Origin of the sequence: Mycolicibacterium mageritense (assembly GCF_010727475.1) — a bacterium.
In the GTDB taxonomy this organism is placed as follows: Bacteria; Actinomycetota; Actinomycetes; order Mycobacteriales; family Mycobacteriaceae; genus Mycobacterium; species Mycobacterium mageritense.
Map to the genome: position 1 here is coordinate 7,015,730 of NZ_AP022567.1, position 25,079 is coordinate 7,040,808.

General features: G+C 64.2%; 25 protein-coding genes, 1 tRNA gene and 2 pseudogenes. 17 read left to right on the plus strand and 11 right to left on the minus strand.

Annotation, left to right across the window (positions count from 1 at the left end; genetic code table 11):
- Nucleotides 1-9: 9 nt before the first annotated feature.
- The 10 genes and pseudogenes from G6N67_RS39795 to G6N67_RS34025 all read left to right on the plus strand — a co-directional run.
- A pseudogene (locus tag G6N67_RS39795) lies at nucleotides 10-159 on the plus strand (DUF7832 domain-containing protein); the annotation flags it as partial.
- Nucleotides 160-224: 65 nt separating this feature from the next.
- Nucleotides 225-413: a hypothetical protein gene (locus G6N67_RS33990; protein WP_036439567.1), complete on the plus strand. Its 189-nt coding sequence runs from the start codon at nucleotides 225-227 to the stop codon at nucleotides 411-413.
- A gap of 97 nt (nucleotides 414-510) precedes the next feature.
- Complete coding sequence (locus tag G6N67_RS33995; RefSeq protein ID WP_036439565.1) at nucleotides 511-765, plus strand: hypothetical protein; 255 nt, start codon at nucleotides 511-513, stop codon at nucleotides 763-765.
- 191 nt (nucleotides 766-956) lie between these two features.
- A complete protein-coding gene (locus G6N67_RS39360; protein WP_235684079.1) occupies nucleotides 957-1,754 on the plus strand; it encodes a site-specific integrase in 798 nt (265 codons plus the stop codon).
- 223 nt (nucleotides 1,755-1,977) lie between these two features.
- A complete protein-coding gene (locus G6N67_RS39365; RefSeq protein ID WP_131805410.1) occupies nucleotides 1,978-2,262 on the plus strand; it encodes a hypothetical protein in 285 nt (94 codons plus the stop codon).
- Between the two features lie 11 nt (nucleotides 2,263-2,273).
- On the plus strand, nucleotides 2,274-4,001 hold the full coding sequence (locus tag G6N67_RS34005) for a hypothetical protein (protein WP_234713980.1): 1,728 nt from the start codon (nucleotides 2,274-2,276) through the stop codon (nucleotides 3,999-4,001).
- The gene (locus tag G6N67_RS34010) at nucleotides 3,998-5,494 is read left to right on the plus strand and encodes a hypothetical protein (RefSeq protein ID WP_051579162.1); all 1,497 of its coding nucleotides are present in this window, start codon (nucleotides 3,998-4,000) and stop codon (nucleotides 5,492-5,494) included. The genes G6N67_RS34005 and G6N67_RS34010 overlap by 4 nt, the downstream gene beginning before the upstream one ends.
- Nucleotides 5,495-5,566: 72 nt before the next feature.
- Nucleotides 5,567-6,704: pseudogene (locus G6N67_RS34015) on the plus strand (IS3 family transposase).
- A 65-nt stretch (nucleotides 6,705-6,769) separates the two neighbouring features.
- Nucleotides 6,770-7,444 (plus strand): hypothetical protein, encoded by a 675-nt coding sequence (locus G6N67_RS34020; RefSeq protein ID WP_036439561.1) that lies wholly within the window; start codon nucleotides 6,770-6,772, stop codon nucleotides 7,442-7,444.
- Nucleotides 7,445-7,456: 12 nt separating this feature from the next.
- Entirely contained in the window at nucleotides 7,457-7,891 is a 435-nt protein-coding gene (locus G6N67_RS34025; RefSeq protein ID WP_036439559.1) for a hypothetical protein, read from the plus strand.
- Between the two features lie 99 nt (nucleotides 7,892-7,990).
- On the opposite strand, the gene G6N67_RS38880 is transcribed toward G6N67_RS34025, so the two are convergent.
- On the minus strand, nucleotides 7,991-8,164 hold the full coding sequence (locus G6N67_RS38880) for a hypothetical protein (RefSeq protein WP_165572186.1): 174 nt from the start codon (nucleotides 8,162-8,164) through the stop codon (nucleotides 7,991-7,993).
- A gap of 223 nt (nucleotides 8,165-8,387) precedes the next feature.
- On the opposite strand from G6N67_RS38880, the gene G6N67_RS34030 reads away from it, so the two are divergent.
- Nucleotides 8,388-9,455, plus strand: a complete 1,068-nt coding sequence (locus tag G6N67_RS34030) for an SIR2 family protein (protein WP_048470744.1) — start codon at nucleotides 8,388-8,390, stop codon at nucleotides 9,453-9,455.
- 518 nt (nucleotides 9,456-9,973) lie between these two features.
- Here the strand turns inward: G6N67_RS34030 and G6N67_RS34035 are convergent.
- The 3 genes from G6N67_RS34035 to G6N67_RS34045 all read right to left on the minus strand — a co-directional run bounded on the left by G6N67_RS34035 (nucleotide 9,974) and on the right by G6N67_RS34045 (nucleotide 12,835).
- Nucleotides 9,974-10,555 carry a TlpA family protein disulfide reductase gene (locus G6N67_RS34035; protein WP_036439553.1) on the minus strand — a complete coding sequence of 194 codons (582 nt, stop codon included), beginning with the start codon at nucleotides 10,553-10,555 and terminating at the stop codon, nucleotides 9,974-9,976.
- Nucleotides 10,556-10,664: 109 nt separating this feature from the next.
- Nucleotides 10,665-12,269 (minus strand): apolipoprotein N-acyltransferase, encoded by a 1,605-nt coding sequence (lnt, locus tag G6N67_RS34040; RefSeq protein WP_063835185.1) that lies wholly within the window; start codon nucleotides 12,267-12,269, stop codon nucleotides 10,665-10,667.
- Nucleotides 12,270-12,457: 188 nt separating this feature from the next.
- Nucleotides 12,458-12,835, minus strand: coding sequence for an ArsR/SmtB family transcription factor (locus G6N67_RS34045; protein ID WP_036439551.1), 378 nt, complete (start codon nucleotides 12,833-12,835; stop codon nucleotides 12,458-12,460).
- A 142-nt stretch (nucleotides 12,836-12,977) separates the two neighbouring features.
- On the opposite strand from G6N67_RS34045, the gene G6N67_RS34050 reads away from it, so the two are divergent.
- A complete protein-coding gene (locus G6N67_RS34050; RefSeq protein WP_036439549.1) occupies nucleotides 12,978-13,745 on the plus strand; it encodes a cytochrome c biogenesis CcdA family protein in 768 nt (255 codons plus the stop codon).
- Nucleotides 13,742-15,334, plus strand: coding sequence for a cytochrome c biogenesis protein ResB (gene resB, locus G6N67_RS34055; protein WP_036439547.1), 1,593 nt, complete (start codon nucleotides 13,742-13,744; stop codon nucleotides 15,332-15,334). Before G6N67_RS34050 ends, resB begins: the two co-directional genes overlap by 4 nt.
- Before the next feature lie 767 nt (nucleotides 15,335-16,101).
- Here resB and G6N67_RS34060 read toward each other — a convergent pair.
- Complete coding sequence (locus tag G6N67_RS34060; protein ID WP_230023371.1) at nucleotides 16,102-16,569, minus strand: helix-turn-helix domain-containing protein; 468 nt, start codon at nucleotides 16,567-16,569, stop codon at nucleotides 16,102-16,104.
- Here G6N67_RS34060 and G6N67_RS34065 point away from each other — a divergent pair.
- The gene (locus G6N67_RS34065; protein WP_063835184.1) at nucleotides 16,568-17,524 is read left to right on the plus strand and encodes an alpha/beta hydrolase; all 957 of its coding nucleotides are present in this window, start codon (nucleotides 16,568-16,570) and stop codon (nucleotides 17,522-17,524) included. The genes G6N67_RS34060 and G6N67_RS34065 overlap by 2 nt on opposite strands.
- A gap of 24 nt (nucleotides 17,525-17,548) precedes the next feature.
- On the opposite strand, the gene G6N67_RS34070 is transcribed toward G6N67_RS34065, so the two are convergent.
- Together G6N67_RS34070 and G6N67_RS34075 are read right to left on the minus strand one after the other, a co-directional pair.
- A complete protein-coding gene (locus G6N67_RS34070) occupies nucleotides 17,549-18,214 on the minus strand; it encodes a peroxiredoxin (protein ID WP_036439543.1) in 666 nt (221 codons plus the stop codon).
- 446 nt (nucleotides 18,215-18,660) lie between these two features.
- Nucleotides 18,661-19,671: an NAD(P)/FAD-dependent oxidoreductase gene (locus G6N67_RS34075; protein ID WP_235684080.1), complete on the minus strand. Its 1,011-nt coding sequence runs from the start codon at nucleotides 19,669-19,671 to the stop codon at nucleotides 18,661-18,663.
- Between G6N67_RS34075 and G6N67_RS34080 the strand changes: the two genes are divergently transcribed.
- From G6N67_RS34080 to G6N67_RS34090, 3 genes are all read left to right on the plus strand, one after another.
- Nucleotides 19,634-20,704 (plus strand): hypothetical protein, encoded by a 1,071-nt coding sequence (locus G6N67_RS34080; RefSeq protein WP_163642048.1) that lies wholly within the window; start codon nucleotides 19,634-19,636, stop codon nucleotides 20,702-20,704. The genes G6N67_RS34075 and G6N67_RS34080 overlap by 38 nt on opposite strands.
- A gap of 77 nt (nucleotides 20,705-20,781) precedes the next feature.
- Nucleotides 20,782-21,585 carry a hypothetical protein gene (locus tag G6N67_RS34085; protein WP_036377622.1) on the plus strand — a complete coding sequence of 268 codons (804 nt, stop codon included), beginning with the start codon at nucleotides 20,782-20,784 and terminating at the stop codon, nucleotides 21,583-21,585.
- Between the two features lie 90 nt (nucleotides 21,586-21,675).
- The gene (locus G6N67_RS34090; protein WP_051579160.1) at nucleotides 21,676-22,314 is read left to right on the plus strand and encodes a hypothetical protein; all 639 of its coding nucleotides are present in this window, start codon (nucleotides 21,676-21,678) and stop codon (nucleotides 22,312-22,314) included.
- A 41-nt stretch (nucleotides 22,315-22,355) separates the two neighbouring features.
- Here G6N67_RS34090 and G6N67_RS34095 read toward each other — a convergent pair whose 3' ends face one another.
- The 4 genes from G6N67_RS34095 to G6N67_RS34110 form a co-directional block, all read right to left on the minus strand.
- Nucleotides 22,356-22,961, minus strand: a complete 606-nt coding sequence (locus G6N67_RS34095) for a helix-turn-helix domain-containing protein (protein WP_163642408.1) — start codon at nucleotides 22,959-22,961, stop codon at nucleotides 22,356-22,358.
- A 282-nt stretch (nucleotides 22,962-23,243) separates the two neighbouring features.
- Nucleotides 23,244-23,513: a helix-turn-helix domain-containing protein gene (locus tag G6N67_RS34100; protein ID WP_081812807.1), complete on the minus strand. Its 270-nt coding sequence runs from the start codon at nucleotides 23,511-23,513 to the stop codon at nucleotides 23,244-23,246.
- Nucleotides 23,514-23,660: 147 nt separating this feature from the next.
- A complete protein-coding gene (locus tag G6N67_RS34105; protein WP_051579157.1) occupies nucleotides 23,661-24,872 on the minus strand; it encodes a tyrosine-type recombinase/integrase in 1,212 nt (403 codons plus the stop codon).
- Nucleotides 24,873-24,995: 123 nt separating this feature from the next.
- Nucleotides 24,996-25,069, minus strand: a tRNA-Pro gene (locus G6N67_RS34110).
- Between the last annotated feature and the right edge of the window lie 10 nt (nucleotides 25,070-25,079).

Genomic DNA, 25,079 nt, shown 5'->3' on the forward strand with positions numbered 1-25,079 from the left:
AGTCACACCATGCCGATAGATGATGCCGGATGGCATTTCGACACCTGCCGCGAACACGACCTGGACGAAACGTGCGCAGCGACCCACATCGGGATGTTCTTCGCCTGGTTGTCCCACCACGATCTGGTCAACGAAGACCGGGTCGACGTCGCATCGCTTCGGGATCGTTCGGCCAACCCGGGTGCGTTTGTATTCCAGCACTGTTGCGGCGAGATCCACGGTTCATGCTCACCCCGCGGGGCTGGGCATTCAGCAAGGCCGCCTACCGCGCATACCTTGGCATGTACGAGTACATCCCGGAGATTGCCCGCCACCCGGTGACCTACGCCGCGCCGGACACGTGGGCGACCTACGACGCGGTGGCCCCGGTCATTCAGGAGGCCTACGACGTGTTCTGCGCTCAGATCGAGTAGAAACGAGAGGCGACAGGATCCATACAGTGGCCGCCGGAGCGGGGCTCAGGTGATGGCTCACCCCGATTCGGTACCGGTCCTACCAGGAGGTCACTCGATGAAACGCGGATCGCCATGGGCAGCGCCCGCGGTGCCCGATATTCGTGCCGGGTTGCGCCGCGGGTTTGTCGAGCTGATCGAGCGCTTCTCCGTTGCTTTGACCGATGATCCCGACCTGAGAAGTGTGCGCGACCCAGCCGAGTTGCGGCGCCGCAACAATCGTGCTCGCGATCTGGGCGCGTCGCTGGACGAGATGCGCACCGAGGTGGCGGCACTGGACCGTGCCGGACTGTATTGGGTTCTCTCCGCATAAGTTCCGTGTCTTGTTTTGACGGTCTCCTTTACGCCTTGCGCGTGTCGGGACTCGTTGTCGGATTAATAGGACTTAGGTGTCGGTGTGGAGATGGTGGCGTTCACCGGGGACGGCTGGGAAACATGGGATGTCGAACGGCGCCCGGTGGCGCCGACGGGGATGCGCCGGGCCGTCCCCGTGCGTCTGTTGCGATGAACAGGTGGTTGAGAGAGCTACCTTCGAGCGGGGCGACCTCACCGGCCACGTGGCTTCGGTACGGACGGATTCTGCGAGACTGGGCGCGCTTCTTGACCGAGCACGGAATCGGTGTCTTCGATAACCGGGAGCGGTTGCGCACTGGGCTGAGTGGCTACGCTGCGTATCGAGCGGTGGGTCCTGTTAAAGCCCGCTTCGAGGCGACGACGTGGAATCAGCACGTGAGCGTGTTGGCGTCGTTCTATCGGTGGGCGACGGCGGAGGGCTACGCGGCTAGCGAACCGTTCTCCTACGGCGTGGCACTCAATTCGTATGCGGACAAATTGTTGTTGCGCCAGAAAAATTCTGCCACTCGGCGCGTCCCCAAACCGCACGTGTCGATCAAGTACTTGGCTGTGGATTTCGCTGACTTGCTCATCCGCGGATTGGCAGGACTTGACCGTGACGGCGGTCCGTCAAAATTTCGTGGCCACCATTTGGCCCGCAATGGTGCTGTTGGCCGACTTGCGTTGTCGACGGGGTTGCGGGCCGCCGAGTTCTCATCATTGCTGGTGTGGGAAATTCCCGCTCTACCGCAACGGCCACAACGGTTTCCGATTCCGTTCCCTGTTCCCGCGGGGGTGACCAAGGGCACCAAGTTCCGCACGACCTGGATCGAGTATGACGCGTTGGTGGAAGTGCATCGCTACATCGAGCTGGACCGGGCGGTCAACGTGGAGGGCTCGTTGTGGAAACCGGTGCATAAGCGAGCCGTTGATGGTGACCGAGCCGGATCACCGGGGCGGCCGCGTTAACGGCACCAGGGTCGCGTGGGCTTCGCTTCGTCCCGTTGAGCGGCGCCGGCTGGTCGCGCCGGGCGGTGGTTCGTGTCTGTTGTCGGTGTGTAGTGACGGACGACCGTTCACAGCGTGGTCGACAGTGTTCGCCCGCACTGCGGATCGCATCCGACAACAGTGGGAGCCGCGATTCCCGCATGTGTCTCCACACCGGCTGCGCCACACCTTCGCCATGAAAACGATGGAGCGTTTGGTAGGCGGCTACTACGCCCAGCTTGCCCAGGCGGTGAAGGACACCAACGCCGACAACGCGCTGGCGTTCTACCTGTCGAAAGCAGACCCGATGATGGTGCTGCGTGACCTATTGGGCCACTCGTCGGTACTGACCACGGAGAAATACTTGCGGCGTCTGGACACCACTCGAATCTTCCGAGAGTCCTACGCCGCGGCGGGATCCCATCACGGACTGATAGCCGATTCGGCTGCCGACGAGGCCGCCTCCGAGTTCGCCGAAGAGGCCGACTAATGCCAGCTGAGATGACGACGGACCCGTTGGGACTGGACTGCCTGTTCACCAATGGCCAGCGTTCCCGGATCGCGGTGCCAGCCGGCTTCCGCAACGAGACCTTGGCGACGAACCTGGTGACAGCGCTGATCGAACTGATTCACCCACGGGGCGGGGTTGATGCGGCTGGCACTGTCCGGCATCACATGCGCTCCATTGCCGGCATGGTGTCGTGGTTCGATGATCGGGGATTCACCGGTGGGGTGAAAGACCTGACCCGAAGCCAAGTGGCCGAGTTCCTGATGAGCCGCAAGACTGCCGTCGAACGCAATTGCCGGCAGCTGTTGACCGCATTCGGCAACGAGATCGAGCCCCTATCGCCCGGTGTCATGGAGTTCGTGACCGGCAAAACCTTTCACCCGAAACGCCGCCGCAACGAAAAGCCACTCGCCCCCTACTCCGAGGCAGAGTGGGGCCGTCTACAGCATGCATGCCTGGAGGTCATCAACGACTCCTACGCCGAGAATCGCCGCGCTGCGACCGCAGCGCAACGGGGCCAGCGGCCCTCGCTTGATAACTGGACCTATCAAGACGTCTGCTGGTTACTCGCCGACCTGGGGCCGACCATCACCAACGCATCGGTGAGCCGTCTCTATGGTGTGTGCGCGGCCACGATCGCGAGCCGAAGCGGCGGAGTGGTACCCGCTCGCAGAGCTCTCTTTCCTCAGACTTCGACAGTCATCGCTTACATGCTGCTGTTCGGCAGCTACACCGGAATCGTGCCAGATGGCATCGCTAACCTGGGCGTAAAGGACTTGGACTGGACCGGGGACAGCGAGGTCCTGCTGTCGTACTTCAAGGGTCGGACCGCCGCCGAAAGTCTGGTATTGAACAAGGACGCGGTGAAACTGCTCGAGCAGTGGTTGCGCCACTCGGCGTCGCTGCGGCAGTTCGCACCCGCCGACAAGCGCGGGGCCCTTTGGATTCGGTACCAGCAAGGACAATTCGGTCACCAGTTCCTCACCGGTGCAACTGATTACGCATCCCTGCGCAAGTGGGTGAAGAACCGTGGCCTGGTCGACGACAACGGCAGCCCGTTAAAGGTGCATCGCCACCGTATCCGCACCACGTTCGAGTCCACGCGGGACCGCCGCACCTGGTTCGGCAGCGCGAGGGCCACCATCGACCCCAACCACACACCGGCGGTTGAGGGTGATCACTACCTCAGTGTCACCACGCCCGGCCAGCAACGCGCCATCGAGGGTGTGATCGAGGAGGCTCAGGGCGACCTGGTGCGTCAGGCCTGCGTTCCGCAAGTGCTGCTTGGCGAGGCAGATGCCGCTGAGATCGCCGAACGCTTCCCGCAGCTGGTGGACACGCTGAACCTGGACGGGCCCGCGTTGGCCGAGCTGGTCGGCGGCGAACGCGACGTGTTCGTCGCCAGTTGCGCTGACCAATTAGCCGGCGTCCACGGCCCCGTGGGCAAACCGTGCCCGGCGCGGCCATGGGTATGTCTGTTGTGCCCGCTGGCATTATTCACCCCTCGCCATGCGACGAACCTCCTGCGACTCAAGGCGTACTTCGCCCGGCAATGGCTGCTCATGGCTGCACCGCAGTACATGGCCGTTTTCGGTCCATATTCAGCTCGCCTCGACGAAGTGTTGGCACTGTTTCCCCCTGACGTGCTCACTCGGTCCGCCACCCACGTCAGCGAAACCGACCAAGACATCCCGCTGCGGCCAGAGGAAGGCACTCAGTGAACCGACAAAGCTCGACCGCCGCCGACAGCACCGCGTTGCCGCGATCGGCCTTCGCAGGAATCGATGTCTGCAGAGCCGCCTCGCTTCCACTGACCGAGGGGGCCCGACGGCCGCTGTTTGATGACGACGTGTGGAATTTGGACGAGGTGGTCGGCACAGCCGTCGCACTCGCTAAATGTCAGCAGCAGTTGGACTTTCGGCCGCTAACCAATCCGCGCTGGCGCCAGGTCGCGAAGGAGTACGTGTTCGCCCTGCTGGTCCCCCATCATGAGCACGTACGCGTACTGCCGCACGCCTACCGCGTTGCATTCGGTCTGCAAACCTGCGCTATGCGGCTGGCGGAGCTGGCACGATTCTTCCGCTGGCTGACCGAGCAAGGAGTCGACGAACTGACCCAGCTCGATCAGGGCCTTTGCGACGGGTACTTGAATTGGCGCCGCGAGATACGGAGCGAGAAGGACGAGCCGATTCGTCAAGCGCTAATCGTTCACTATCAGGCTGCGATGGTCATGATCGACATCGCCGAGTACAGCGAATTATTCACCGCCGATCGATGCCGTACTGGATTTCGACCGTGGCCAGGCAAGTCCGCCGCCGAGGCTGCCGGGGTGAAGACCAACACCGGGGAGAACAAGACGCCTCCGCTGCCGATGGAGACGCTGCGGCCGCTGCTCTCGGCGGCCTTATACATCGTGGACACCCTCGGCCCGCACATCCTGGCGCTTCGTGACGAGCTAGTGGAGCGAACTGAACGGAAGGCAAACCTGCGCGGGATGCGCGCGTGCCCGACTGACAAGCTGCTTGCGGTGCTCGACCGGCAGTTGCGCGAGGGCGATCCCTTCTACGAGCGGCTCGGCTCGTTCAGCGCCGTCAAGAGCAGCGCCTATGGCGGACCTCTCGATGCCATCAACTTCACGCCACTGGCTCATGCGGTCGGCTCTCGCCAGTTCTACGGTCGTTGGCTTGACGAACAGCCAGCGCTGCGTAACACGATCGAGAACGTGCTCGCTGTCGTGGGGACCGAAAAACCGCTGTGCCGCAACGCTGCTCTAGTTCTCCGAGCTGATGACGACACCGAAGTGCCCTGGACAGAACCCCTGCACTACGCGGTCGCCGATGACCTGCCCAGCCTGCTGCGCACCGCGTGCCTATTGGTGGTGGCAATCCTGACCGGCATGCGGAGTGGTGAGCTGATGGAACTACAGCGGGGCTGCCTGACCGAAGAGGAAATCGCGCCGGGGCTCAAGCGTTATCGACTAAAGGGGAAAGTGATCAAGGGGCGTGCTCTGGGCGGCGAACCCGAAGAGTGGGTGGTCATCCCCGAGGCGCACCGCGCAGCGGCGGTCGCCGAGAAGCTCATCGGTTTCGACGTGCACGGGGTTCGCAGCGACCTCGATCACCTGTTCGGCCGGTTCAGTTACCAGGACCTCGTTAGACGACTCTGCTCCTGGGTCAACGGGCCAGCCGGCGCCAGGCTGGGCCTGCTGAGGTGAGCCCTTCGTAGTGGTCCAGTCGTTGTGCGACTCTGTTGCCCGGTCTGCGGGCAAGGAAGAATCAACAACGACATGGCATCGAACAAGCGCCGGCGGCACACCCCGGACCAGATCATCCGCAAGCTCGCCGAGGGCAACAAGCTCCTTGCAGCGGGCCAGGAACTGAGCGAGGTGTGCCGACACCTAGAGATCGCGGAGTCGACGTGGCATCGCTGGCTTGCCCAGTACGGCGGCATGAAGGCCAACGACGCCAAGCGTCTCAAAGAACTCGAAGCCGAGAACGCCCGGCTCAAGAAGATGGTCGCCAACCAGGCCCTCGACATCGACATGCTCAAGGAGATCTCGGCGGGAAACTTCTGACCCCGAACCGCAAGCGCAGCGCCGTCACGGTGCTGCGCGAGCGGTTCGGGGTGTCTGAACGCCGCGCCTGCACGGTCGTGGGTCTGCACCGCTCCACGATGCGCCTGACGCCGGCGCCGATCGCCACCGAGGAGGCCGAGCTGCGGGCTTGGTTGCGCCGGTTCTCCACCGATCGACCTCGCTGGGGGTGGCGACGGGCAGCCAAGATGGCCCGCAAGGCCGGCTGGAAAGCCAACAACAAGCGCATCCGCCGGCTGTGGCGTGAAGAGGGCTTGCGGGTCCCACAGCGCCGCCGCAAGAAGCGGCTGACCGGCATCGGTGTCGCCGTGGGTGCGATGTCACCGATCCGCCCGAACGTGATCTGGGCGATGGACTTCCAGTTCGACACGACCGCCGATGGCCGCATCCTCAAGATGCTCAACGTCATCGACGAGTTCACCCGCGAAGCACTCGCGATTGAGGTCGACCGCGCCATCAACGCCGACGGCGTCGTCGACGTCTTGGATCGCCTGGCCCTCACCCACGGGCGCCGCACTACGTGCGCTTCGACAACGGGCCTGAGTTCGTGGCCCACGCCGTGAGCGATTGGTGCCGATTCAACAGTGCCGGTTCCCTTTTCATTGATCCCGGCTCGCCGTGGCAGAACGCCTGGATCGAATCCTTCAACGGCCGCCTGCGTGATGAACTGCTCAACTCGTGGCGCTTCGACTCGCTTCTGGAGGCCCGGGTGATCATCGAGGACTGGCGCTGCGATTACAACGCCAACCGACCCCACTCCGCCCACGGCGAACTTACCCCAGCGGAGTTCGCTCTACAGTGGACCACGACCCACCAACCCCAAGTCGCATAGCGACTGGACCACCAAACGGGTCCCCCTCACTGCAACCGATTCCTGATGAGACGTTCACCCTGCGGATGCTGCGCCGCCGGCTTGCCATCGAACTTGCTTACCGGCCAGCGGGGCTTCTGGCGGCCAAGGTGCAACTCAAACACGTCTCCGTGGTGACCACCGAGGGTTACGCGGCCCGCCCCGGCGGGGCTCAAGCCAAGCTGTGGGCCGAGATCAGCCAGCACGAACAGAGCCGAAACATTGAGCTGACACTGGAGGCCTTCGCCGACTTCGAGCGGGGGGTCATGCCCGCGGGGCCCGGCGCCCGCGAACTCATCGACTACTTCGGCAGCATCGACGCCCGACTCGACCGCGAGCAGGCATCCCCGAAGGTCCTCCCCAACGATCAACAGCTTCGTAACCTGCTTTCACGACGCGCCAAGACGCTGCATCTAGCTGTGGCGAACTACTGCTGGTTCAGCGACCCCGCCCGTGCCCTGTGCCTGAAGATTGCAGGGACACCAACCGCCGAGAAGCCCCTGATCGGTATGTGCGACGCAGCTCGCTGCCCACAGGCAACCCACCACGCTCGTCACCGCGACACGTGGTCGGAAGCCGTGAAATCGACAACGACTTTCCTGGGCTCATTGAGCAAGACCCAGAAAACCGAACGTCAACGCCTGCAGTCCGAACTGAGCCGCGCTCAACGGGTGATCGACGGCATCGATGCTGCCAGCACCGGCGGCCAGCAGGATCCCTAGAGACGCCGACACATGGGCCGAGTTAGCCAACAGCAGCGCGAACAAATCGAATCGCGCATCAGGGCCGCCTCCGACAGGCTGCTGCGCGGAGACATACCCGCAGGAGGTGGTTGCGACGTAAAGACGCTCGCTGCAGAGTCTGGAGTCACTCGCGCCGCTCTCTACAGCACCTATCTGCACCTCAAGGAAGAATTCGAAGCGCGGCGCGAACGCCAGCGCGCCCTCAACATCGACAACGACCAACGGGAAAAACAAATTCGGCGGTTGAAGGACGAGGTCGTCAAGCTGCGCCAATGGTTGGCTGACCGCGATGCCGACATCGCCACCCACGAGCAATTCCGCAAAAGCGCAATCTCTCGACTGGCCGCCCAACACGACGAGATCGTCCGGTTACGCGACGCCCTAGCCGACAACGACAACGTCCGTGGTCTGCCCAGGCGTAGCTGATCAGCCATGCACGTCTCCTCAGATGCCTTTGGCCCCCAGAATCCATGTGAGGCGAAGGTACCCGAGAGGGCAAGGACAGCCCGTTGAGGTGGTTCCACCTCAGCGCTTCGGCGACTGCTGCTTCGCGAGGTACGCCTTGACCGCCGCAGAACGTCGATGATCCGCCGGAATCACCCTGCCCTCCAGCTTGGCGGAAGCTTTTGTAGCTCGGGCGCCGGCCTTCTTGGCGGCCGCTGCGGATACGACCACCTTCTTGGGTGTCCGCTCCGCCATCACCACACCTCCGCCAATCAATAGATTAGGCCGACGGTACTGCTGGCGGCCGAGCCTGACCACCAATTTTTGCCGACACGGAGCCAGCGTGACTGTCCCACAACTGCCCGAAACTCCTAGGGGTATAGAGAACACCGCGTGTCTCACTGCTGCGCTGTCTGCACTCAATGAGACAGTCGATATGTGACCGCCAACGGTCCGTACGAGCAGGAAGGCTCCGGGTTTGAGCGTTGCGGTCGTCGACCTTGGCACCTTCTCTCGCCAGTGGGCCGTAGAGGGTCGGCGGATCGCATGGCTGTTCGGTGCGGGCGCAAGTGCCTCGGCTCAAGTCCCGACCGCTGGCCGGGTCGTCCTTGATCTCCTGTCGCGGTTGTACGCCGACGCACATCACCTCGTCCACCAGGACCTGAACCTTGGCGACGAAGATACGCGGCGGTCGATCCTCGCCTACTACGACGGCATAAACGGCATGCCTCCCATCGGTGATCCCAGCGACTACAGCACCGCCTTCTCCCTGGCTCTGCCCGACGATGGGCCCCGACGTCAGTACCTCCGTGGCCTGTTCCAGGACCGTTTGCCCTCGTATGGGCAACGCGTGCTCGGCGCCCTGATCGCCGAGGGGTTCGTCGACCTCGGGCTGACGACAAACTTCGACGACCTCGTCGAGCAGGCGGCCGAGAGTGCGCGAGCGGCGCTCACAACCTCGTCGCGTCCGCGCCTGGGGATCGCAGCGCTTGGTGATCCTGCGCGGGCCAGTCTCGCGCTGAGTGACGATGACTTCCCCCTGCTAGTCAAGCTGCACGGCGACTTTCGCGAGCACGCACTGAAGAACCTCGAAAGTGAGCTTCAATCACAAGACGCCAAGCTGCGTCAGGCGTTCCTCGACAGCAGCCGTCGGTTCGGCCTGGCCGTCATCGGGTACAGCGGCCGGGACGCCAGCGTGATGACGATGCTCAACGACGCCGTCGCAATCGCTGACGCGCTTCCCGGCGGGCTGTGGTGGCTGACGCGCGACCCGAGCAGTGCACTGCCAGCGGTCGCCGAGTTGATGGAACGGGCCGATGCGGCCGGAGTGACGGCTCGCTTGGTCACCATCGAGAACTTCGATGAGACGTTCGCAAGTCTCGGCAGGACAGCCACCCTCAAACCGGCTCTGCGCTCGCACGTCGATCAGCTGCGTACGACTGCGCGCGTCGTGGACGCCGCCCTCCCAGCCATCGAGGCCGGCGACTTCCCGATCTTGCGTATGAATGCGCTGCCGATCCTGAGTTCGCCGACCCGCGCCCTTTAGGCCACGCTGCAACCGCGCACGACGCTCGATGCGGTTCGTGATGGACTCCACGCCGCGCGTTGGCGAGGAGCCCTGGCCACGTCTGGTGAGCGCGTTCTCGCCCTTGGCAGTGCAACGCAGCTCGCCTCCGCGCTTCCCCTGGCGGGTCTGCCGTCTGGGGTCACGATCAACTGCCATCGAGAGAATGCGCCGACTCTGGAGCGAGCGGTGACCTCCGAGGCCCTGACGCGCGGCCTGGCACGCCGCCTGCCCGTACGAGCGCTGATCCGCGACCGAGGGCATCAGTTGGTCATCAGGTCCGTGAGCGCCGACCGGCCCGACTCCGCTGCCCAAGCCTCAGCCAGTTCACTCGCCCAGTCGACAGCTGTCGAGTCAACCCATGATGTCGCCCGACATGACAGAAAGTGAGACATCGTCAACTGCGGAAACATCTGGTCGGCACTGGGCAGGTACGCTCTTCGGTTGGTCTGTGCCGCATCCCAGCCCGGCAACTTCAGAGCTAAAGAACCTCGCCAACACTAGGATTCCGACAGAAGGCGATTCAGCAGCGGTCTTAGGTCGTCGGCGAGTAAAGCCATCAGGTAGACCGCTGCCACTCGGTGTTGGCGATCAAGCACCATGGTGGTGGGAACCACACTGGTGGGATAGTTGCGGCCCAGGGCGATGAGGGTGCGCATCTCGGGGTCGAAGATGGATGGGTAGCTGACGTTGCGGTCGGTCTTGAAGTCACGTGCTGCCTGGAGATCGTCGCGAACGTCGATGCCAAGGAACTCGACGCCGCGGGAACGGTATTCATTAAAGGCCAGTTCGAGTTCGGGAGTCTCGGTGCGGCACGGGGCACACCATGATCCCCAAACGTTGATGACGACGATCTTGCCGGTGAAGTCGGACAGGCTGACGGTTTCGTCTGTCATCAGATCCGGACCGCTCAACGCTCCGATAGTGCTTCGCGAGTCCGCTGGGTCGTAGTAGATGACTGTCTTGCCGCCGGGCGATACGAAGTCGAAGTTCCCAGCTTGCGCACCAGTTCCCGCGTTCGAGCAGGCAGACAGTAGTGTCAGGATCGCGACCATGAGGACCGCCAGTCGCACGGTGCTCATACGTTCGTTCCTTTGCTTTCTGGCCATCTTTCCTCTGCATCATCGGGATTCACGTACCTACTATCTCGAATAGTAGATACTCGTGGTCGGGCCGACGGACTTGCTCGCATCATCCGCTTGACGATTTGCGCCACGACGGCGTGTAGCGCTGGATCGCCGCTAACAAGAGCGCAGCGATTGCCAAAGCGGTGACAACCCCGTGAATGATCGGGGTCCACCGCGTGGCCGGGGTGAGTTCGTCGTTGAGTTCAATGCGGCTGATCAGATAGTCGGCGGTGAAGAAGGCTGTCTCATCGACAACCCGGCCGTCCGGCGTGATGATGGCGCTGACGCCGGTGGTGCCTGCCACCACGACCGGCCGTCGGTGCTCGAAGGCGCGAATCTTCGCGAACGCGAGAAACTGCCGACTCATAGTTTCGTTGAAGGTGGCGTTGTTGGTCGGGATGACCAACACCTGGGCGCCGTTACGAACTGATTCACGAGGAGCACGGTCGAAAACCGCCTCCCAACAGGTAGCGACTCCGACGGAGACATCGGCGGCTTCGACGACACCGGAGCCGGCACCGGGAACGAAGAAGCCGGCGCGCTCCGCATAATCGGAGAAGAGCCGGAAGAACCCTCTCCACGGTAGATATTCACCGAACGGTTGCAGGATCTTCTTGTCGTGGCGGGCGCCGGGTCCGTCCTCGGGTGACCAGAGAATCATGGTGTTCGAGGTGGATCTGGGGTCGGTGCTTTGTGGTGGGTTGCTCAGGACCGCGCCGATCAGAATGGGTGCGTTGATCGCCCGTGCAGCAGTGTCGATTTGTTGCGCTGCATCGTTGTTGATCAATGGGTCGATGTCGGAGGAGTTTTCCGGCCACACCACCAGATCGGGTTGGGGCGCGCTACTGGCGCGAACGTCGTCGGCGAGACGCAGAGTCTGCTGAACGTGGTTGTCCAGCACGGCGCGCCGCTGTGCGTTGAAGTCCAGGCCGAGGCGCGGCACGTTGCCCTGCACCGCCGCAACCACCAGAGTCTGTTTCTCACGATCCGAACGCCAGGGCTCCCAGGCGAGTCCGGTGAGGGCCGCCAGACACAGTGCCGTTGACAGCGCGACTACCGCGCTGCGCCGTCGGTGTGGACCCGGACCAACGAGCACCGCCGTGACGGTGAAACCGATCAGCGTCGTGGTGAACGAGATCAGGGAAGGTCCTCCCCAGGGTGCCAGTTGCGCCAGCGGCCCGCTGGATTGGCCGAAAGCCAGTACACCCCAAGGGAATCCGCCGAAGGGCACGGCACTCTTCAACAGTTCCACAGCGACCCACCAGGTGGCCCACCACATCGGCCAACCCGGTTGATCGCGCAGTGCCACGGCGGCGGCACCGAACAGTGCAGTAAACGCCGCGCACAGAGTGCTCAAAGCCAACCACGGAACCATGCCGACCAGAGCACCGGTCCACGGCAACAGAGGCAGGTAAAACGCCACGCCGAAGACGAAGCCAAAGCCCAGGCCGCCGAGCACTGTGGTGTTGCGGTGGGCCAGGACCCAGCCCAGCAGAGCGAGTCCGGCGAAAGCGGCGGGCCACCAGTCTGTCGGTGGAAAGCTGCTCCACAGCAACCCGCCGCCGGCGACAACGGCGATCAGCCCACGAGGGATCAGCCGACGAGGATCGCATCGAGCGCCCGGTGAACCGGTGCCTGGCGCCGCGACAGCGGTGGGGAGGGTGTCCATATTTGGCTGCTCGGCGGGTTCACCGGCTATGTTCCGGCCACTCACCCCCCACGAACATCGGACTCGACCGAGGCGGGTTCATCCTTGGCCACGCCACGGCCTGCAATTCATGTACCTGCCAAAGCTTTTCAGGTCCGGACTCGGGTTCGCCGGACTGCTGACCCTCAGGCTGCGGTCCGCAGCACGCATCAGACACGATTGACCCCCTCAACGCGAACCGAAGCGAGTACGGCGGCAGTCAAGTGGACGCCGAGCGGGGTGAGCCGATACATCACCAGCTTGCCGTCGCGGCGAGAAGCGACCAAAGCGGCGTTCTTCAACTGCCGCAGATGATGTGACACCAGGTTCTGCGCCGAGCCGACCACCCAGGCCATATCGCAGACACACAACTCATCACCGTTGCTCAACGCCGTCGCGATCATCAGGCGGGTGGGATCGCTCAGCGCCTTGGCGGCTGAGGCCGCCGACTCCACCTTGCTCGGTGCCGGCAGCGAGGCACGGATGGCTTCGGCGTGCGGCAGATCAAGACACAACAGATCGCAGCTGTCGACAGGCGGATCAGTCATGGCAACATACTAACGGACGTTGAGATGGTCCTCGCGGGCTCGGGCCATGAGAACGTGCGGGGCAGTTATGGTTCTAACTTACTACTCTATGTAGTAAGTACGTAGATTTCTTGAGGATGTGGTTCGACATGCATTGGCGCCGATGAACGGTTTCACCGAGATCGCAATGTCAGGCAATATTGTGCCGGCACTGCTGGTGTCGGTGCTGGCTGGGATTGTGTCGTTCGCGTCTCCGTGCGTGGTGCCCCTGGTGCCGGGGTATCTGTCCTATCTCGCTGCCGTGGTTGGCGTCGACGAGGACAGCCGATTTAGATCACGTGGGGTGCGTTTACGGGTCGCCGGTGCCGCAGGGCTGTTCATCCTTGGTTTCACCGTGGTATTCCTGATGGGCACCATCGCGATTTTGGGCCTTACCTCCACAGTCATCAGCAACCAGTTGCTGCTGCAGCGGATTGGCGGTGTCCTCACGATCGTGATGGGCCTGGTGTTCATGGGCTTCATCCCGGCACTGCAGCGCCAGGCCCGGTTCACGCCGAAGGCGGTGTCCACCGTCGGCGGTGCCCCGCTACTCGGGGCGGTCTTCGGGCTCGGCTGGACGCCGTGTCTGGGACCTACGCTCACCGGTGTCATCGCGGTCGCCTCGGCCACCGAGGGATCGAACATCGCCCGCGGTGTGGTGCTGGTCATTGCCTACTGTCTGGGTCTGGGTATTCCGTTCCTCCTACTCGCATTGGGTTCAGTACGTGCGGTACATGCGCTGGGGTGGCTTCGCCGGCACACCAGGACGATTCAGATTTTCGGGGGTGTCCTGCTCGTCGCCGTGGGATTGGCTTTGGTGACCGGCTTGTGGAACGAGTTCGTCACCTGGATCCGTGACGCGTTCGTCACCAACACCACGTTGCCGATATGAGACGAGCGTTGGCCTATGTCCGCAACACCTGGCGTGCCCTCACCTCGATGGGCACCGCGCTCGTCTTGTTGTTCTTGCTGGCATTTGCGGCGATACCGGGCGCGTTGTGGCCGCAACGCACGGTCAACCCGACGACCGTAGCCGGCTATCTCGCCGACAATCCGCGACTCGGTCCGTGGCTGGACCGGTTACAGGTGTTCGACGTGTTCTCCAGCGTCTGGTTCACCTCGATCTACGTCTTGCTGTTCGTCTCGCTGATCGGGTGTCTGACACCGCGGTTGATCGAGCATGCCCGCAGCCTTGCGGCAATACCGGTGCCGGCGCCGCGCAATCTCAGCCGGCTCCCGAAGCACCGTGTAATGGTCATCGAGGGGGACCCTGACGCCCTCGGCGTCGCAGTCTCCGACAGCTTGCGCCGATGGCGCAGGACCACCCGCAGCAACGACGGCTTCGTCGAAGTCTCCGCGGAGAAGGGCTATTTGAGGGAGGCGGGCAACCTGGTTTTCCACTTCTCGCTCATTGGACTGCTCGTTTCCATCGCGGCCGGGAAACTGTTCGGTTACGAGGGAAACGTCATCGTGATTGCCGACGGGGGACCAGGATTCTGTTCGGCTTCGCCCGCGGCGTTTGATGCCTTTCGTGCGGGCACAACCGTTGACGGTACCGCGCTATACCCAATCTGCCTGCGCGTCAATGATTTCGAGGTTAGTTTCCTGCCGAGCGGACAAGCGGTGTCGTTCGCCGCGGACACCGTCTATCAGGCCGGGGACGACCTGGTAAACGATACCTGGAACGCTTATCAGCTGAGAGTCAACGAACCACTGCGGGTCGGCGGCAACCGAGTGTATCTGCTCGGGCACGGCTACGCACCGACGTTCACGGTCACCTTCCCGGACGGGCAGACGCGCACCCAGACCCTGCAGTGGCAGCCCGAGGACCTGCAGACGTTGCTGTCTTCGGGCGCTGTGCGTTTCGACCCGCCGGCGGGCAGCTACCCCGACCCCGATGAGCGCCGCAAGAATCAGATCGCGCTGGCAGGGTTGCTGGCGCCGACGGCGCAATTCGACGGCACACTGTTGTCGTCGGCGTTCCCCGCCCTCAATGATCCCGCCGTGGCGATCGACATCTACAAGGGTGATACCGGCTTGGATTCCGGTCGCCCGCAATCGATTTTCGCGTTGGACAGGCGCATGATCGGGCAGGGTCGTCTCAATCGGATGGCCAGGGTGAACCTGCGTCTGGGCGAGGAGACACGCCTTGACGACGGCACGGTGGTCCGTTTCGACGCGGTCACCGACTTCGTGAGTCTGCAGGTGTCACATGATCCGGCGCAGATCTGGGTGCTGGTGTTCGCCATGACGATGATGGCCGGCCTGCTGGTCTCGCTGATCATTCGTCGGCGACGGATCTGGGTGAAGATCAGCAGAGACGAAGGCGGCGGTGCTCTGACGGTCGAGGTCGGCGGGCTGGCACGCACCGACAACGCCGGGTGGGGTGAAGAATTCGACCGTCTGGTGATCCGCCTGCTGTCAGAAGCGTCGGAGCAACCACCGGGGAAGACCACGACGAACACCCGCGGCAGACCGTGACGGCCGGGACGCGTCGCTATAACGGCCCTGCTGACCGTGGCGTCGATGGACGCTCTCGCCGCGCCGGTCGATGCGCATGCTGTGTCACCACGGCGATGCCGCACCCAACTATCCGCGTGGTTGTAGACACGCCCGCCCATTTCCTGTGACAGCCGAATACGGCCACGCCGCTGCGAAGTTCAGACGAAAAGACGCCTAGGCGATGCGCCCAAACAGACAGCACCGTAAGCCCCCGACATCGATCGCGCTGGCAATAGCGACCACGATGTCAACGTTGATTTTGGGTCATCTGGCTTGCGGGCGGGTCACTATGCACGTGTTCACCTGCGGGATTCGCCGGCGGGCTGCTGCTGCCCAACCGCGGCAGCTGGGCCGACATCCGGATCCCGTACTTCATCGCCCTGGCCCTGTTCCTGGCGCATCGGGTCGGGTCGAGGAAGAGCAGATGGGCTTCTTCGCCCACCGCCGAAGTGACCGCGCTGCCGTCACCAGCCGTCACCTCGGAGTCTGTCCTCCTGTTGCTTCTGGTGTCGGTGGGCATGTGGCTGCTCATCCCGGTCCTGATGATGAGGGCTCCGGCATTCGGCTGCTACCTGGCTTGGGCGTTCTCCGCGTCGCTGGGCATCACCGAACTCGCTCATTTCGTTGTGCTTCTCGTTCCTCGACCAACCGGGCTACAGCTACGTTCCCGGAATGTGGGCGGTCCTCCCGCTTGCCCCGGTGGCGTGGCTGAACATGTGGCGCTGGCCCGCGGCAAACATGACCTATCAATCGCCGGCCACATCGCCGGCGGCTGATCGGTTGTCGACCCGTTCGGCAAGGACCGACTGAAACCGGGGGCACATGGCCACGTCGCCGTGTTCGCAATTCAACCCGGAATCCACCAGGGCCAGCGCTGACTGCGCATCAGCGATGCGCGCGATCAGCTGATCGCGCTGCCGGTGCAACACCGCGTTGCGCTTCGCCGGGGTGGCCGCGGTGAGGATCTCCCGAATGTCCTCCAGACCCATCCCGGCACGCTTGGCTTGCAGGATCGCCGCAACCCGAAACCGATCCGCGCGCCCGTAGACACGATGGCCCACTGAGGAGCGGTGCGGAACCAGCAGTTCCACGGATTCCCAGTGGCGCAGCACATGGGTAGCGACGCCGAAATGCTTCGCCAGCTCGCTGATCGACACGTCGCCATCTTCATCGCTTGACTTCATGTCGACATTAAGGCCCAGCATCGCTGCCATGTCCACACCCGATAGTCCGATCCACCCCGCCCACCCGCATTTCGAGGTGGTACGCGAAGACCTCGCCTTCAGTTCCGGCAGCGATCGCTGCGACGGCTGGCTGTACCGGCCACGAACAGACGCCACTCACCCGTGCGTCGTGATGGCTCACGGCATCGGTGGCATCCGCAGCGCCGCGCTGCCCGAGTTCGCGACGCGGTTCGCCGCCGCGGGGATCGCCGCGCTCACCTTCGACTACCGCCATTCCGGCACCAGCGGGGGCGTACCGCGCGGTCTGATCGACATCCGCCGACAGCGAGCAGACTTGCGCGCGGCACTGGACTACGCGCGCGGCCTGGATAGCGTCGATCCGGACCGAATGGCGCTGTGGGGGACCTCTTTCGGCGGGGGGCATGTACTGGCCACCGCCGCCGCCAACCCACGTATTGGCGCGGCTATCATCCAAAACCCCTTCGTCGACGGTCGCGCGGCGGCGGCGGCGGCGATGCGCTCGGCCGGTCGTGTCGCCACCTACCGGCTGGCTGTGCGGGCTCTTCGCGACGCGCTGCGCGCCCGCCGCGGCCGCGACCCCATCTACGTCGATCTGGTTGGCGAACCCGGCACGGTGGCGATGATGACCACACCCGATGCGAGAGCTGGATTCGAGGCGATTCTGCCACCCGACCCGATCGGTTGGGAGCCCGCCGTTGCTGCCCGTATCGCGTTGCACTTGCGATCGGATCGGCCCGCCACCAAAGCCGACCAGGTGACCTGCCCTCTGCTGGTCAATGTGTGCGACCACGACGCGATCACGCCACCGGATCCCGCGATTCGCGTCGCCGAAGAAGCTCCTCGGGGCGAGTTAAGCCGTTACCCCATAGGGCATTTTGACCTGTTCGCCGGGGAGTGGTTGAACCGAGTGTGCGCCGACCAAATCGCCTTCCTGCGCAGCAACCTCATTGCCGTTGCGCAGTGAACGGGTGCACGCCCGTCGGCGCCCTCAGCCTTGGGTGGGGTCGGCAACGATGCGCAGGTAGGGACGAGGGGCAGTCCAGCCGTCCGGATAGATCATTTTGGCCTCCTCGTCGCTAACCGAGCCGGCGATGATCACGTCGCCACCTCTGTTCCACTGGGCGGGGGTGGCCACCTTGTGCGCGGCAGTGAGTTGTAGCGAGTCGAGTACACGCAGCACCTCGTCGAAGTTGCGGCCGGTGGTCATCGGGTAAACGAGCACCAACTTGATCGTCTTGTCGGGGCCGATGACGAAGACATTGCGCAGCGTCGCCATCTCGGCCGGAGTGTGACTGGTCGGGTCACCGGCGATTTCGGCGGGTAGCATCCCGTAGGCCTTCGAAATGGTGTAGTCGCTGTCGGAGATCATCGGATAGTTGGGTGCGGTACCTTGTGTTTCGGCGATGTCGTCGGCCCATGCGGTGTGGTTGTCGAGTGGGTCGACCGACAACCCGATGATTTTGGTGTTGCGTTGGTCGAATTCGGGTTTGATCTTGGCCATGTAGCCGAGTTCGGTCGTGCACACCGGGGTGAAATCGCGGGGGTGGGAGAACAGAACTGCCCAGCTGTCGCCGATCCACTCATGGAAGTTGATCGGACCCTGGGTGGTTTGGGCGTGGAAATCGGGGGCGGTGTCGCCGATGGTGAGTGCCATCAGTGGTTGTCCTTTCGGTTTGGTGCGGTCGACATCGACGCTAGCGGTCGAGCCTGAGGCGAACCTGAAGTCGGCGGGGGGCGCGGTCAGCTTCGGAGGGTATCGACTAGTACGAGGCCGGCACCACCGTCATCTACCCTTGAAACGCCGTACTAATGAAAGAAAATGCGTTCTGGCCTGGCGCGTTGTCCGCATTTTGGTCAGTCCCTTGGTGTTTATGTCACGTAAGGCTCGTCAGCATGGGGCTCTCCTCGTCGCGAGCGATAGGAGGTCGATAGGCAGTCGGCTGGTGGTATTTGGTGGTGTCGGCGGCTGCGTTGGGCGCCGGTTGCGGTCGGTTCCCAGGACAATTGGGTTCCGTACGAGGCCGAGGCGAACCGGCGCGTCGGCACGGCTGCGCGATACCAAATGGGCTATGTCCGGCACGGCAGCCATCGGCGACGTTTCTATCGTTCAGCTTCGGATCGGCTGAACCAGCGGTGCCGTCGGGTGTTGGCGAATTCAGCTTTTTCGTCGGCCAGGTCGGTGGAGGGCCCGATGAAGGGGGCGGTGGGTTTGGGCCCGGAGAGGAAGTCGGCCTCGACCTTGCCAACCTGTCCATCGCCGAACTCGATGTAGCAGACCCCGCGCCCAGAATACTTGGCGGTGAAGGGCGTTCCGTGCAGCTGTGCGGCGATGTGGGCGGCAACGGTGCGGGCAGCGTCTTCGGCGTAAACCCCGGCTCGGGGTACGGGTGCGTCGGCGCAGTCACCGATGGCGTACACGCCAGCATGTTTGGTGGCGAGTGTGGCGGGGTCGACGGCGATCCATCCGTCGCTGCCTCCAGCAGTCAGCCCGGAGGCGTCGATCACGCCGGGGACGCGGTGTTTGGGGATGCCGATGAACAGGTCATAGGGCACGGTGTCGGTGTCGGTGTGGACGAGGTGTTGGTTCGGGTCCAGTGAACGGATCTTGGTGTCGGGCCGGTAGATGATGCCGCGTTCGGCCATGGCGGTGATCAGCGATTCGGACGTTTCCGGGGAGACCGGGATCGGGGAGGGCATGGGGCTGATCACCTTGATGGTGGCGGCGTCACGGATGCCCCGCTCGACCAAGTGGGCATGTAGCAGCAGGAGTGCCTCATAAGGTGCTGGGGGGCACTTGAAGGGGACACTGAGGATGCCCAGCACGATGGTGCCTCCAGTGAATTCAGTCAGGCGGTCACGCAGTCGAGCGGCGCCATCCACGGTGTAGAAGTCGTGACCGTCCTCGGAGAAGCCAGGGGTGGCTTCGGGCTCGTAGTCGGCGCCAAGGGCGATGACGAGGATGTCGGTCTGGTAGTCGGATTGATCGGTGGCGACGCGGCGGGTGGCCGGGTCGATCGAGGTAATGTGTTCCTGGCGGAATTCCACGCCTGGCCGGGTCAGCTCGGCATACGGAATGCGGACCTCCTCGGGGGTGTGGTTCGCGAACAACACGTCGGCCGGTGACCCGTCGCAGGCGCTACGCGAAACCACACCTGGGCACTATCTGCGCGACCTCCCCCGGCTGGACACGGCCGACGACCTGCAATTGCGCCGAACATCATCCGCGCTCGCACAGGCGATCCGCGCCGCCACGACCGGTCGCCGTCAACGATGGACTGCACGAGAACTCGTACCGGCCCTCGATGCGATCTACGCAGGTATCGCGCCCATGCGCGCAGCGCTCACCGCGCCCGCGGCTGCCCCGGAGACTTTGGAAGCCATCGTCGAAGAGCTGCGCAGTGAGTTCACGCTGTCGCTGGCGGTGATGCTCAGCGGCCAGTACGCGGTGGTCACCAAGCTCTACGAGTGGTACTCCGCGGGGGCAGGAGTGCCGGCGGATGCCTATCTCGATGTCAGTCGCTTCCAGATCGTGAAGGCAGCGGGCCCCGGCCGGATCGCCATGCGCGATCTCGAAATCGCGACGCACGGCGGCATCACGATGCTGACACCGCAGACCGGGTTCGTCAGCTTCGACCGGTTCTCGCCGGTCCAGCATCTTCTCTACGGTCAGTGGTTCGCCTACATGCACTCGCTGTGGGACGAGCAGTTCCGGGCACGGGTGGCTGCCGCGCACGGCGCCGCGCCGGATGGAGACCCGTGGGACGCGCGGGACATTCGTGTGCCACTGTTCGGCGACATCCGCCGAATCCGCAACGACTTCATCCATAACAAGGGCATCGTCGACGAAGCAAGCGAGACAGAAGTTCTCACCTGGTTCACCGAGGGCAAAGCAGCAGCGATCAAGCCCGAACAGATGCTGGCGCTGCTCACCATGTTTCCCGAATCCGATCTGCTCGCAGTGCCCGCGCGGGCGGCGCGGCACAGCCGAAAACCCCTGCCGTGGAGCGCCGAGCCGGACCTCATCAACCAGGTGCAGAAACGGGCACGCCAGCTCGGACTCAACAGGAAAACCCGTAAGGAAATCGGCCCCGCCGCACTGGAGCTGTGGCTGGCCGCCAACCCAGCCCCCGCCGCGGGCGGGTAGGCGCCACCGACCACTCTCAGCATTCGCGTCAGGTTTGATGCAGGCACGCAAGACGCCTCAACTCGGAAAGGGCCACCATGACGACACCTGCGCCTGGCGGTTACCCGCCGCCATCGGGCTACCCGAATCCGTTCGCGCAGCTGGACGCCAAACGCCGCAACACTGTCGGGTTGGTCGCGCTGACCGTCGCGGTCCTCGGGCTGATCGCCGCTCCGTTTGTGCTGCTGGTCAGCGCAGTGTTGCTGCCAGTCGCGCTCGTTCTCGGTGTTGTGGGGCTGTGCCTGCCGGGGCGGCCGAAGGCGACCAGCGCCGGCGCGGTCGTCGTGGCTGTGATCGGTGCAGTGGTGAGCGGCTTCGCGTTGATGGATCTGGTGCGCGGTGTTTTCGATGACGCTTTCGACAGCGCTGAGCCGCCGTCACCCACTGAATCCGTCAGTGCGAGCGAGGGCCCTGGTGCCGGTGCGCCACCCGGCAGCCGGGAGAACCCGCTGCTGATCGGGGAAACGGTCACCGAGCCGGGGTGGACGGTCACGCTCGGCGCACCGCGCGAGGCCACCGCCGAGGTGGCCGCCGCGGATCCGTCCAATCCCGCACCGTCGCCGGGCATGGAGTTCTGGATCGTGCCGGTGCGCGCGACGTACACCGGGGACGACCCCGTGAGGCCGGCGCTCGAGATCTGGGTGGAGTTCGTCGGTTCAGACAGCCGCACCTATGGCGACGAATGTGGCTTCATTCCCGATTCGCTGCTCGGCTTTGGTGAGCTGCACACCGGCGAGGTTGCCGAAGCAAACACCTGCGTGGCTGTGCCTGCCGACGCAGATGGCCTGTGGGCGTTGACGATCGCCATGTTCTCCGACCCGGTGTTCTTCGCGACCGAATAGGTGACCACGCCGTCACCGCGGAACGGCCGCCCGCGACCTGTCACACCTCTCGTCTATTCTCTGTTTTAGAGAACACAACGAAGGGGAATTATGAGCCGCTACGCCTGGGAACACGGAACCATCACGCTGCCGACCGGCCAGCCCGCCCAGCTGCGCGCCGCCCTGCAGCGTGCCGCTGATGCGCAGATCGCGGCGCTGACCGCGGAGACCGATCGCGCGTGGAATCGACTGCGCACCATGACCCCCGCACAGCGGGCCGACCACTCCCGGATCGCCAACGATCCCATCGTGAGCACGCTGAGCGAACAGGCACACTTTCTGATGTGCCACTGGGAGCGCCGCGGCAACACGTCGGCGACCCGCTGGCGCAAGCCGTCACAGAAGGCGATCCGCGAGTCAGTGATCACCCGCCACAGAGACGGCGCAGGCAAGACCCACACCGTCTTCCGCTGCGGCCTCGACGCGACCATCACCCTGGCCGGCAACACCGTCACCTGGGACGTCTCCGAGAACAACCATGCCCCCGAGCGAGCACACGCACACCCACTGGCCGCATCCCTTTTCCGCCACCTCCACGCGGTTCAGTGGACATCCCGCAGCGGCGGAATCATCGTCGGCAACGACGAGTACGCCCGCGACGACCGTGACGTCGGCGGTGGCGGCAACTACACAGTCGAATCATTCGGGGCAGCTCCGACTCGCGGTGCTCGCGCGTTGGTGCGCCGGTAACGCCACGGCGATGTCCAAGTCCGCGTCCACCCGCCGTGGGGTTACGACGTGGGCGCCATCAAGCGCTCGACCTCTCGCGCTGAGACGAACACGCGGCGACCCACGGTGACCGGCGTCAGCCGGCCGTCGCGCAGCATCGCACGCACCCTGCCCTTGCTACACGCCAGCAACTCGGCTGCCTCATCCATGGTGTGCACCGTCACCGGCGCCGCCTCGGCTTCGGCAGCCGAGGCGGGCGACAGCGCGGGCAGCGCCCGAAGATGCCGCGATAGGCGCGGTTCACCCGTGGCCCGCGCTTTGCCTGCTTGCTCCGGCAGCGGAGGTGGCGACGGTGGCGACGGTGCGACGGCTGTCCTCTTGGGCGCCCGTACATGCGTTTGGTAGCTGTTGTCCGGTTCCGGCTTCGGCGCGGTGCCGGCAGCAGCGTCGAAGAGTCGGTGAACGGCCGACGCCTGAATGAACCTGCGCGAACCGATAGTGATGCTGGCGAGTTCGCCGCGACGCAGCATTGCGCACAGAGCCGAGCGTGACACGTCCAGCCACTCTGCGGCTTCTGCGAGCGTGAGCGTGTCGGGCTCCGCCTGCGGCTGCTGCTCACGCTCGCGGAGCGCGGTGGCCACCACGTCGAGAAGCGTGTCCAGTTGCATGTGCACCATCGTGCGCATATCTCGCGATACGCGCCAGTGCGGGAGTCCGACACTCCGACGTCGACGCACTTCCGCAGGTCTGACGACTTACAGGCACAGCCGCTTCAGTTGGACCGGTGTGTTGCGGCGGCAGCCCTGCCGTCGTCGCCGCCGCCGCTGTGTTCCGCTGGTTCAGCGGCGGTCCAGATCGGCTGCGCCAAGCTGCAATCCCACGGCGACATCTGCGTGCCGGCGTTCCTTGATGCAGCTGCAGCCACCTCACGGTCGCCAGGCGTCACCGGGTCAACTGGCCTCACTGGCGGCCATGATGCGCTCGATCTCGTTCGGGGCAATCCGGCGTGCGTTGCCGAGCTTCACACTGCGGATCTCCCCGGAGCGAATGAGTGCGTACACGTGGGCTTCTGAGATGGCCAACTGTTCTGCAGCTTCGGCAACCCGCAGCAGCTTGCGCGCTCGTGGCGGCGGAGCGCTGGTGGCCCCCGTCGAGACGGCACGCAGAAGCGTGACTACTGCCTGAACCAGTTCGTCGTTGCCACCTTCACTGCCCGCCATGCACTCCATGGTCTGCGCTCAACGCCACCACGTCCAGTGCGAGCACACGACACGCCGCCGAAGACAGATGAATGCATCGCAGGCGTGCATCGGCACATGCATCTCGCTCCTGTCCATGCCATTGCCGACAGGGACGTGACAGCACCGCTAGGTGGCGGCTTTCTCGCGGGTTTCGAGCACCCGCGCGTAGACCGCCATGCCCTGCGTCACCGCATCCTCCTGCGAGTGCGCGTACACCCGCTGAGTGAAGCTGGCGTCGGTATGGCCCAGCACCGCTGCGATGACGGCGATCGGCACCCCGTTGAGATGCATCAACGTTCCACAGGTGTGGCGCGCGTCGTGCAGTCGGACGTGAGGTAGCCCGGCGTCGGCGAGAGCATTGCGCCACATATAGCTCAGGGTCGTGGGGTAGTAGGCGCGCCCCAACTCGTCGCACACGACGGTCCCATCGCCCTGCCACCGGTTACCGACCAATTTCTGTTCTGCCTCCGAGCGCAGCACAGCGCGTTTGAGCACGGGCAGCAGTGTCGAAGGGATCGGGAGCGTGCGGCGGCCGGCGTCGGTTTTTGTGTCGGCCTCCACGGCACCAGCCTCGCTGTGTACACGCTGGCGCGCCACCGTCATCGTTTCGGCCTCCAGATCGATGTCATCCCACTTCAAGCCCGCCAGCTCGCCACGACGCATGCCGGCTTGCAGCGCCAGATGGTGCATGTGCTCCAGGCGGTCCCGGGTGGACTCGAGATGATCGAACAAGTGTTGGCACTGCGCGACAGTCAGCGTCACCTTGGCGCGCTTGACCCGCGCCGGGCCCTTCACATGATCGAGCGGACTCCGCAGCACCGTCCCATCCTCGATCAATCGCCCGTACACCGCACCGAGCCGCGAGAGCATGTGCTTGATGCTGCCTGGCGCCCACGGCCCGCACGTCTCTTTCACCCCCGCCGGCAACTTCGACGGTTTGTGCCAGTCCCCTGACGGCACCGCTTTGGTCGAGATGTCGGTGACAAGTTTCTCGATCTCGTCGCGGCGCAGCTCCTGCACCGGACGGTCCCCCAATCGTTCGATCGCTGGGCGCAGCACCGCGGCATAGGCGGTGCGGGTGTTGGGCCGGGCGTTTAGCGCATCCAGGTAGGCATCGGCGGCCTGACGAAGCGTGACACCTGAAGGTGTCACCTGCACCCCGCGGGATCGGTCGCCGCGCGCCTCGCTGTATGCGTCGATGGCGTCCTGCAGCTTCTTGAAATTGCGCTTGCCCTGGTGGCGCTTCCCGTCGACTTTGCCGGTCTCGATGCGGACCTGGTAGCGGGCCTCGCCGCCCTTCGTGGTGACGATCTTGACGTAGTGCGGGATGCGCGCCATGACACGGAACTGTAGACCGAAACAGAGGCTTGAGTGTCACCGCGTGTCATCGGGGAGCGAGTTGGCACAACCCCCGGATACAAGAAAACCCCCTCCGACCGAGGTCAGAGGGGGTTTTCGTTGTCGGGCTGACAGGATTTGAACCTGCGACCACTTGACCCCCAGTCAAGTGCGCTACCAAGCTGCGCCACAGCCCGTGGTGCCTTT